The sequence below is a fragment of the uncultured Chitinophaga sp. genome, from assembly GCF_937874145.1.
Lineage (GTDB): Bacteria > Bacteroidota > Bacteroidia > Chitinophagales > Chitinophagaceae > Chitinophaga.
Genome location: NZ_CALNBI010000386.1, coordinates 1 through 10,328 on the forward strand (window position 1 = coordinate 1; position 10,328 = coordinate 10,328).

At 55.3% G+C, this 10,328-nt stretch carries 9 protein-coding genes; 3 read left to right on the top strand and 6 right to left on the bottom strand.

Annotated elements, in window-relative coordinates; genetic code table 11:
* Positions 1-237: 237 nt before the first annotated feature.
* From Q0510_RS18810 to Q0510_RS18820, 3 genes are all read right to left on the bottom strand, one after another.
* On the bottom strand, positions 238-1,101 hold the full coding sequence (locus Q0510_RS18810) for a class II fructose-bisphosphate aldolase (RefSeq protein ID WP_298715274.1): 864 nt from the start codon (positions 1,099-1,101) through the stop codon (positions 238-240).
* Positions 1,058-2,026, bottom strand: coding sequence for a carbohydrate kinase family protein (locus Q0510_RS18815; RefSeq protein WP_298715275.1), 969 nt, complete (start codon positions 2,024-2,026; stop codon positions 1,058-1,060). The genes Q0510_RS18810 and Q0510_RS18815 overlap by 44 nt, the downstream gene beginning before the upstream one ends.
* A 70-nt stretch (positions 2,027-2,096) precedes the next feature.
* Positions 2,097-3,311, bottom strand: a complete 1,215-nt coding sequence (locus tag Q0510_RS18820; protein ID WP_298715276.1) for an SIS domain-containing protein — start codon at positions 3,309-3,311, stop codon at positions 2,097-2,099.
* A gap of 239 nt (positions 3,312-3,550) precedes the next feature.
* Between Q0510_RS18820 and agaR the strand changes: the two genes are divergently transcribed.
* On the top strand, positions 3,551-4,327 hold the full coding sequence (gene agaR / locus Q0510_RS18825) for a transcriptional repressor AgaR (protein ID WP_298715278.1): 777 nt from the start codon (positions 3,551-3,553) through the stop codon (positions 4,325-4,327).
* Between the two features lie 26 nt (positions 4,328-4,353).
* Positions 4,354-5,214, top strand: a complete 861-nt coding sequence (locus tag Q0510_RS18830; protein WP_298715280.1) for a DMT family transporter — start codon at positions 4,354-4,356, stop codon at positions 5,212-5,214.
* 68 nt (positions 5,215-5,282) lie between these two features.
* Here Q0510_RS18830 and Q0510_RS18835 read toward each other — a convergent pair whose 3' ends face one another.
* Positions 5,283-6,143, bottom strand: a complete 861-nt coding sequence (locus Q0510_RS18835; protein ID WP_298715282.1) for a hypothetical protein — start codon at positions 6,141-6,143, stop codon at positions 5,283-5,285.
* 244 nt (positions 6,144-6,387) lie between these two features.
* On the opposite strand from Q0510_RS18835, the gene Q0510_RS18840 reads away from it, so the two are divergent.
* Positions 6,388-7,656 carry a DEAD/DEAH box helicase gene (locus Q0510_RS18840; protein ID WP_298715283.1) on the top strand — a complete coding sequence of 423 codons (1,269 nt, stop codon included), beginning with the start codon at positions 6,388-6,390 and terminating at the stop codon, positions 7,654-7,656.
* Between the two features lie 72 nt (positions 7,657-7,728).
* On the opposite strand, the gene Q0510_RS18845 is transcribed toward Q0510_RS18840, so the two are convergent.
* On the bottom strand, positions 7,729-8,727 hold the full coding sequence (locus Q0510_RS18845; protein WP_298715284.1) for a carboxypeptidase-like regulatory domain-containing protein: 999 nt from the start codon (positions 8,725-8,727) through the stop codon (positions 7,729-7,731).
* A 133-nt stretch (positions 8,728-8,860) separates the two neighbouring features.
* On the bottom strand, positions 8,861-10,246 hold the full coding sequence (locus Q0510_RS18850) for a phosphatase PAP2 family protein (RefSeq protein ID WP_298715286.1): 1,386 nt from the start codon (positions 10,244-10,246) through the stop codon (positions 8,861-8,863).
* Positions 10,247-10,328: the final 82 nt, after the last annotated feature.

Consider the following 10,328-nt stretch of genomic DNA (forward strand, 5'->3'; position numbering starts at 1 on the left):
AAGAAATGCTGGTCAGCCTTTCCGGCCCCGCGTACAACGATCCGCCCGGGAATTTCCTGCTGGCGCATAGTGTGGGGCATAAGCCGGGAGGGATTGAAGTGGATGTGCCGCTGATTTACGCGGATTTTTATTACCTGGAAGCTTTGATGCGGTATAAAGCACTGCGGCAGTAGTGATGCCGCTTTGCGCTCGCCTTAGTAGGATAGGCCGCGTGGCTTTGGCTGCGCGGTTTTTTTATCAGTAAGTGGAAGCCCGGGGCCTTACGGTTTCGAATTTGACTTTCACGAGCTCGCTCACTGCGTCGATGGCATGGGGGAAAACTTTGCGCAAATCGATCTCGGGACTGTCGCGCAGGAGGGATTTCAGTTTTCGCATGAACGTGTCCTTGATTTCGGTAGCCAGGTTGATCTTCGAAATGCCGCGCCGGATGGCTTCCTGGAGCATGGGGTGCGGGATGCCCGAAGAACCGTGCAGTACCAGGCTGGCCGGCGTGCTTTCGTGGATGGCGCTGAGCCTTTCCATATCCAGCCGGGGTTCGGCGGTGTAAAAGCCGTGGGCGGAACCGATGGCGATCGCCAGGGCATGGACGCCCGTGGCTTCCACGAATTGCGCGGCCTGCCAGGGTTCGGTGAATCCCGTTATTTCTTTGGATTGCCCCAGTTTGGCCACATAGCCCAGTTCGGCTTCCACATGTGCGTGGTAGCGTTCGGCGAGTTGTACTACTTTGGAGGTGATGGCAACGTTTTCTTCGAAGGATTTTTCGCTGGCGTCGATCATGACGGAATCGAAACCGGCATCGAGGCAGGCGTGGATGAGATCGTAGGAATCGGAGTGGTCGAGGTGCAGCCAGCCGGTGATGCCGTTGTCTTGTAGCATGGCTCTTGCCATCTGTACGGCCGGTTTGAGGCCGATGTATTCGATAGAGCTGCGGGTGAGTTGGAGAATGACGGGAGAATCGGCTTCGGTAGCGGAACGGATGATGCCTTTCAGCGTTTCGAAATTGTAGAAATTAATGGCGAGGAGCGCGCCTCCGTTGGAATGGCAGTACTGCAGATGCTCATGTAATGCCGGCACCCGGGTAGGCGAATGTTTCTTTTGCATATTGATCGAGACTTTTTTGTTCGTGGAATGCGGAAGTGCCGCCCGCCGCGGTAGTGGAAATCGCGCCTGCGATGTTGCCATATGCCTGGCACTCGGCGATAGGGGCGTTTTCCAGGTATTTCAAGAGAAACCCGGCGTTAAAGCTGTCGCCCGCGCCGATGGCGTCTACAAGATCGCCGGCGTGGAACGCGGGCTGGGATACGGTTTCGCCGTTGCAAACCGTAACGGAACCGCTGGCGCCGAGCTTTAAAGCCAGTACCGGGACCAATGCGGAAATTTCTTCAATGGCGGCTTCCAGGTTTTCCTTCCGGGTGATTTGCATCAATTCGTTTTCATTCGGAAAGAAAATATCGACATAGGGAAGAATAGCGGCGTAGTTGATGTCCCAGCGGTGTTCGGGATCGGTTTGCATGTCGAAGGATGTGGTGAGCCCCATCATTTTGGCCGTCCGGAAAAGATTGGCCAGGTGCTGCTGCATGCCCGGCTGGAAGAAATACGAGGAGAAGTGCAGGTGCCGGGCTTCCTGCAGGCGGTGAAGCGGAATATCGTCTATCGAAAAATGCGCCATCGCGCCGGGGTAGGTGACCATCCCGCGGTCGCCGTTGTGTTGCAGGCCAATGCTGGCGCCGGTGGCCAGCGAACTGTCGCGGATGATCATGCCGGCATGTACGCCGGCCCTTTCCAGGTGGTCGATCACCACCTGCCCGAAGATGTCGGTCCCGATTTTGCCGATAAACGCCACCCTTGCGCCAAAGCTGCTGAGATTGCTGGCCAGGATGGCCGCGGAGCTCCCGAGCGTAAGCGCCATATCGCCCGCAAAAATCTCGCGGCCGGTAACGGGCATTTCGTTGAGCTGGTTGAGGATCAGGTCTACATTCAGTTCGCCGACAACGATAACGTCATATGTATGGGAAGTTGCTTGCATCTGCTGTTGATTTTGGCGTAAATGTATCAATTCGTTTACACCGGAAAGTTTCCAAGCTGTTGATTCTTTGTTAATCCGTTTGCGGCCCCGGCCAGTTGTAGATCGTCACCCCCTGCACCACCCGCGTGATCGTGCCGTTGAGCGATGGCGAATCCGGGTGCAGCCCCAGCGAAAGGGACTTGAAAAAGCCGATCAGCTGGGCCGGCAGCACATGGCAGATGGCGAGAAATGCTTCTTCCAGATGTTCCGCATCATTATTTAAAACCAGCCGGGTATCGGAAAACTGCATGCAGGCGTTGTCGCTTTCACTGACGGCGATGCGGTGCAGGCCACTTTCGCCCGCATGGATGGATTTTACGAGGTCCAGCTCGTATTGCGCTACATAAGGATCGTTTGAACAGAGGTATACCAGCAGGGTGGAAGGTGTGATGACCACCTTGGGGCCATGGCGGAAGCTGAGGAAGGAGTCGTATTTGCAGATGGTTTTCCCGTCTGTCAGCTCCTGCACTTTCAAGTGCGATTCCATGGCGGCGCCGTACAGGGGGCCGGAACCGAGGAAAACGGTCCGGTCGAACTGCATGCCGGCTATATGTTGTAATGGATGGCTGAAATGGTCCAGGATATTGCGGCCGTAGCGCACGAGGCGTTCCAGTTGCGGTTGCAGCCGGTCGAGCTCGCGGATGCGGGCAATCAGGAGCCCTGCGAGCAGCATGGAGGTGAAGCTGCCTGTCATGGCCAGCCCCTGGTCGTTGGATTCAGCGGGCAGGAGCAGGACGTACCCGGGATGGATGTGCTGGCTCTGCACGAGTTGTCCGCTGGCGCTGCAGGTGATGATGAGGTGGTACACTGTGTCGCAATAGCGGTTGGCGAGCTGCACGGCCGCTTCGCTTTCGGGACTGTTGCCTGAGCGCGCGAAGGAAACGAGTAGCACGGGTTTGTTTTTCCGGAAGTGCAGTTGTGGGTGCGTCAGCAGATCCGTGGTGGCGTAAGCGGAGGTTTTGCGCCCTGTGTGTTGCTGGAAGGCGCCTTCGAGGATCACGCCTATGAAGGCGGAGCTGCCGGCGCCGGTGAGGATGATTTCGAGGTCGGGGTGGCGGAAGACGCCGTTCAGGAATTGTTGGATGGAATCCCGGCGGCTTTGGACGAGCTGCCAGGTTTTTTCCCAGAGCTGGGGTTGTTGGTGGATTTCCCGGGCTGTATGACCGCCGCGCAGCTCCTGCCATTCTTTACCCGGCTTTCCGAATATCAGTTGTTCTTCTATTTGATCTGCATGGCTGCTGGCCATAGGTTTATTTTTTCTTGTTATGCTAATTTCGTTTCGTTTCGTAACAAATGTATAAATTGTAAAACCTTTTGCAAAATTTATTTAATCTTATTTTTCGTTTTTGTTTCCATTTTTTTCTTATTTTTCCACAATATTTTTTCATTTCATTATAAAACGGTAATATTATTGGGGTATAATGAAAGGGTTCCGCCGGCGGCGGGACCCGTGAAAAAATCCAGAACGCATCTAAAATTGTAAAGGTGGACTTAAAGAAAAACTCTACGGTAGGCCGCAGGGCCGTTATTCTCGAGAAGCTGGAAAAGCACGGACAGGTAGATGTACCGTCGCTGGCTTCCGAACTGCTGGTCAGCGAAGTGACCATCCGTAACGATCTCATCAGGCTCGAGCAGAAAAACATGCTCATCAGGGCCCGCGGAGGCGCGATCAAAATCGATCGCGTAGGCATGGATGTGGCTTTGTCCGACAAGAACAAACAGCACCTCGACGAAAAGAAGAGGATCGGGAAAGCGGCGGCGGCGCTGGTGGAAGACGGGGATACCATCATCCTCGACTCCGGCACCACTACCATGGAGATCGCGCGGAACCTGGGGCATGTGCAGGACCTCACCGTTATCACCAACGCCTTGAACGTCGCCAATCAGATGGCCGATCATCAGAATGCCAACGTTATTATTCCCGGCGGCTTCCTGCGCAAAAACTCCCTCAGCCTTGTAGGTGGCGCGGCGGAAGAAAACTTCAAAAACTTTTTCTGCGATAAATTATTTCTAGCTGTCGACGGCTTCAGCAGCGACCACGGGCTTTCCACGCCCAACGTAGAAGAAGCCCACCTGAACCGCGTGATGATCGGCATGTCCAAACAAGTTGTTGTGGTGGCCGATTCCAGCAAGTTCCACCGCAGGAGCTTCGCTTTCATTTCTCCCGTCAGTGAAGTGGATATTGTGGTAACGGATTCCGAAATCCCCGCGGAAGACCGGAAAAAGCTGGAGAATGCAGGCATCACGGTGATTATCGTCTAGCTTTCATTTCCTTAAAATTCCACAGGTTGAGAATTAAAACCTGGCAGCTCTACACCCTGATCACAACGTTGTTTTGGGGCGTATGGGGAGCCTTTATCGAAATTCCGGAGAAAAACGGTTTCCCGGCCACGTTAGGATACGCCGTCTGGGCGCTCACCATGATCCCCTGTGCCATCGTTGCCCTGTCGGTAACCGGCTGGAAGATCAATACCGACGCACGGTCTGTCGTTAGCGGCGGTATCGTGGGGCTCTCCGGCGCCGGGGGACAGCTCATCCTCTTCCAGGCCCTTCGCGACGGCCCCGCCTACATCGTTTTTCCCATCATCTCGCTATACCCCGTGATCACGGTCCTGCTGTCGGTCCTCTACCTCAACGAGCGCACCAACCGCAAACACTGGATCGGTATCGGGATCGCGCTGCTGGCCATTCTCCTGCTTTCCTACATGCCGCCCTCGGCCACGCATGCCCGCGGTTGGCAATGGCTCATCCTTGCAATCGGCGTGTTCCTGCTCTGGGGCGTTCAGGCGTTCGTGATGAAGAGAGCCAACGCCACGATGAGCGCGGAAAGCATCTTCTTTTACATGATGATCAGCGGTGTAATACTTATTCCCGCCGCACTCTGGATGACCAATTGGAACATGCCCGTCAACTGGGGCTGGAAGGGCCCGGGGCTCGCCGTCGTGATACAGGTGCTCAACGCCATCGGCGCGCTGACGCTCGTGTACGCGCTGCGGTATGGCAAGGCGATCATCGTTACGCCGGCTACGGCTCTCGCACCGGTGATCACCATCATCCTGTCGCTGCTGCTGTACGGCGTAATTCCTTCCTTCGTTATCATCACCGGCTTATGCCTGGCCGTGATCGCGATTTACCTGTTGGCCGAGTAACTTTTTAGCCACATACAACGACAACGCCCGCCGGTTCCGGCGGGCGTTGTCGTTTTGCTATAACTGCATCAGTAATGAAAAGTATGTTCGATGGTTCTGTTGAGTTGAGGATCGGCGGGATAGATGACCAGTGCTTTCCGGAACGTGAGTTTATCCTGTTGAATAGTGTGATCCAGCTCCCACCTGCGAACCAACGTTTCCGTTCCCCCGGCGGGTTTTGTATGCTCGGTGAAGCGGGAAGGCATGCGGTCGAGGTGGAAGAGCATAGGCACATTGAACAGTTCAAAATTCTCCAGGTCCATTTCGGATTCTGAAAAAATCCAGGGACTGAAGGAGAAAGGCTCGCTCCATGCCTGGATGCGGATGGTGCGCACATGGCCGTTGGGCTGGGTGTTGATGATGACGGTCGGGCGTTTGGCGGCGTCCCAGGCGTAGGTGACTTCCAGCTGCAATTGCTCGCCCGCTTCATTGTACCGGAAGTACCGGATGCGCGCCAGGGTGCCGTCGGTGTTATAGGTGAAGTAATAATTTCTGCCGGTTGGGTTGATGAGATGACGGCTGCTAACGCGGTCCACTTTGCCGTCCTTGAAGCTATAAACGCCTTCGGAGAGGGAGTTCTCGGTGGTGATGCGCGACAACTCGCCGTTGGAGTAATGGAAGTCGACGGCAGTTTCGGCTTGCGTAGCGGGGTTGACGGCCGAGTATTTCTTCAGTGAGCTGTCCGCGTTCCATTGGTAGCTGATCCGGAAATTCCCGCCCGGCTGCAGCGAAATATCGCAGGCTTTTAGCAGATGGCCTTTCACCACTTTGGCGATGTTGGCGACAGGCGGTGTCGGGGGAGGGGCCTCCGGTTTCGGGGGATCGGATTTCTTTGAGCAGCTGAAAATTAATATCGCTGCGAACAGTAATAAGGGGGTGCCGGTTTTCATACAAAGCATGGCTTAATGTACCCGAATCTAAGCCTTCCGGCAGCTGAAAGCAAGGTCATTCCGACGAACCGGAAATAATCGCCGCCGGGATGTATGATAAACATTACTCATGCAAAATGGCCGCATTACCGGAATTTCCGTATCTTTGTAAAGTTTTTTTATGCTCCTGGATATACGATTCGAGCTTTCCTTCTCTTTAATTTGACATCCAGGATGTTATCAATCTTACATAAAATCATATCATTTGTCATTCGAGAAATTAGGCCTCATTACACCCATATTACGCGCACTGGAAACACAAGGCTATACTACACCTACTCCCATCCAGGAACAGGCGATCCCTGTTGTGCTGGAAAAGCGTGACCTGCTGGCGTGCGCCCAGACGGGTACCGGGAAAACCGCTGCATTCGCGATTCCGATCCTGCAGCTTTTGTACAAAGAAAAACAGGCAGCCCAGGCGCCCGACCGTCATATCAAAACGCTCATTCTCACGCCTACCCGCGAACTGGCGATCCAGATCGCGGAGAATATCCGTGATTATGGCGTACATACCGGCATCCGCCATCTCGTGATCTTCGGCGGCGTGTCCGCCCAGGCGCAGATCGACGGGCTGAAGCGCGGCACCGATATCCTCATCGCCACGCCCGGCCGCCTGCTGGATCTCTGGCAACAGGGCCACATCAACCTGCATTATATCCGCCAGTTCGTGCTCGACGAAGCCGACCGCATGCTGGATATGGGCTTCATTCACGACGTAAAACGCGTGATCACCAAGCTCCCGCAGAAACGGCAAACCCTGTTCTTCTCCGCCACCATGCCCGACGAAATCGCCGGCCTGGCTAATTCCATCCTTTCCAACCCGGAGAAAGTGGCCGTAACGCCCGTTTCCTCCACCGCGGAGAAAGTGGAACAAAAGCTCTACTACACCGATAAGGCCAGCAAACGCAAACTGCTCGTGTATGTGCTGAAAGATCCCTCCATCGTGAGCGCTCTCGTCTTCACCCGCACCAAGCACGGAGCCGACCGTGTAGCCAAGGAACTGAACAAGGCTGATATCACCGCCAGCGCCATCCACGGCGACAAATCCCAGAACTCGCGCCAGCGCGCCCTCACCGATTTCAAGGCGGGCCGCATCCGGGTACTGGTAGCCACCGATATCGCCGCCCGCGGTATTGATGTCGACAACCTGTCGCATGTGATCAACTTCGAAATCCCCAACGTACCCGAAACCTACGTGCACCGTATCGGCCGTACGGGCCGCGGCGGCGCCAGCGGTATCGCGCTGTCGTTCTGTGAAGACGAAGAAAGGCCATATGTGAAAGACATCGTGAAGCTGATCAAGCAGCAGATCCCTGTTGTTACCGATCACCCCTTCCCGGCGTCTGAAGCGCCCGCTCCCGAGGCGCCCGCCATTCAGCTGCGCCAGTCATCTTCCCAACAAGGTGCAGGCCGTAAGCAGCAGCAAAAGCGGAAATGGCACGGCCGCCCGCAGCAAAACAAACAAAAAATCTGACACGCACCGTGTTGAAATAAGACGACCGGTATCCCGCACTGCAGGATACCGGTCGCTTTTTTATAGCGGGTTTTACAATTGCACGTGCACATTCGCCTGGTCCCACTCGCCGCGGTTGGGCATGGGCTTGCTCGCACCGTCGTAACCGGGCACGAAAGCCACGTACCATGCCTTCGTGGCTTCGTCGTATTGCAGGCCATAAGTTTCGGAGGAATACGGGCCGTGCCGTTTCATCTTCAATGCGCGTCCATCTGCCAGTTTAGCTTCGATCTTATATACACCGATCGGGAGATTGTTGATGCTGCAGTCGAGGAACTTATCGCCGATTTTCTGCCTGATGGTAAAAACCCGTGATGCATCGTACATCATTCCGCCAGCCGGCGTCAGCTTGATGATGATCTCGCCGTTGAGCGGCAATGCTCCTTCCGGGCTCCAGCGGTCTTCCCACACATCCCAGTTCAAAAATATAGAACCTCCGAAGTAATTGTTGGAATACCAGGGCCGGTGCTGCACATCGTCACGATCGGCGGTACCATGGCTGAGCGCCATCCAGTTTTCCACGCCGCCTTTGTCGTAAGTATATACGCTTGCCGTACTGTCTGCCGCGAAAAGACTGATGGGAACAGGCTTCCCGACGTATTCGATCACGGCATACGCGTGCTGGAACTCGGCCGCGCCTTCAAATTCGATTTCGTAATAACCTTTGTCGTTGGTGGTAGTGGTCACCAGTTGCTGGTATCCTGATATCTTTTTAAGCAATCCCAGGGCTGCGCCTTCGATAGGCCGGCCGGATGCGTCAGTCACGTAGCCGCGTACTTTTTTCGGGATGGCGGGGAGGTTGGGGAAAACGGGGCGAACGGAAGGCAGGCCTCGAAGAGCGATGGCGTAGTTCGTGTTGGCGTTCATGGCGATCGTGGTGTCGCCGCGGAGCGGGGGAATGGTTACAACGGTTGGGATGGGCAGGGGGCCGCCGGCGGGGTTTTCGGGGGCGTTTGGCTTGTCGCCGCCTCCTTTGGAGCATGCCATGCAGCAGGCCAGCGCGGCACAGGTCAGTAATCGGATTTGCTTCATTTGATGATGATTTGCGCGCAAAATTACCGGCGCAATCATCTCGGGAAACAGGCAATGCGGTGGAATGTCGGGGTTGATGGCTGAGTGGAATCTCCGGCTGGTTGAAGTGTAACTCCTTACGTAGCTGCCGACATTACCACAGGAATGCCGTCAAACCCAAACCAAAAGTGAAATGATTGAAGCGCACCTTTTCCTGGCCGATTTGTTTGAAGAGGAATTTGCCATCATCCGTAACATCATCCACGATGTCGATATTGAAATCATGGTCTGAATCGAAGTACGCACCGTAAGCCTTGATCCCGATATTGCGGGAGATCCTTTTTTGAATACCCAGCCCGGTGGACCAGCTGAAAGTGCCTTCGGGCTTATATCGCAGGTAAGGGAAGTCGTTGCGTTCGAGGAGTTCCCGCCAATCTTCATTTAACCGGAGCATTACGTTTCCGTCGGAGCCGAGGGAGGATCCGGCCAGGATTTTACCGGTGATGAACCAGTTTTTGGGTAGGGGGATACTGAAGAATGGCCCGGCATGCAGGTACCGGATGCCCATGGGTTGCGTGTAATGTCCGTCGCTGATTTCAGCTACATCGGGGTCGGTGATGAGCAGGCCGTCGTCGTTGATAGGGAATGAAGTAAAAGCGAATTCTGCGCCGGCGCCAACGTTACGATGGAAGAACCACGCGCCTTCGGCCCCCATGTTGAAGCCGCGCTTGGCGGAGATGCCGTTGACGTTGCCTGTTAGGTCCTTTGTGGTGGCCACCGCGTATCCCATGCGGATCTCGATGAAACTGGGCTTCCCGTCTATCGGTATCGGGTCCTGGTGGATAACGGGGCGCGCGCCTTTGTCTTTATAAATCTTATCCACGATAATATATCCCAGTTCGGTGGCCAGGATGCCGATGCCAGCGCCCGCCAGCACGTCGGACACCCAGTGGCGGTTGTTGAGCTGCCGCCCGATGGCGGTGCCCGTAGCCAGCGTATACCCGGCCACGCTATACAACGGGTGGCGGTATTGCCCGTATTCCTTATGCAGGAACGTAGCGTTCATGAACGAATTGGCAGTATGGCCGGAAGGGAAGGAGTTGCGCTCCGAACCGTCGGGCCGCTCTACTTTCGCCGTATACTTGATGCCGTTGACCACCGTGCCCATGATCGCCGCCGAAAAGGCGTACGACACAAAAGCCCTCCCCAGGTGGTTCTTCCCCTTTACCCCGGCGGCATTCAGCCCGAAAACGGCCAGCGCGGGCACGTATTGCATATAATCGTCGAAATGATACCGGAACGTAGGAATATACCGGTTCCGCAATTCGCGGACGTTCTTCCTTTCTCCCCACAACGCTGCACTGCCCGCGAACAGCACGACGGGCACCGTGCTGATCCTGACCGCCTGGGAATGCCAGAAATCAGGTTTGTAACGGGCGCTGTCCAGCACTTCCTGCGATTTCGCAGGCAGCATGATAAACAGGGAAATAACGATCAGGAATATACGGTACGGCAGCATGGCAGGGCATGGAATTCGCATCGGATGGCATTTAGGGTTTGGCAAAGTTCGAGAAGTTTAACAACCGGCAAGCTGGAAAGTTCAGCCGGCCGTTTCCGGCAGC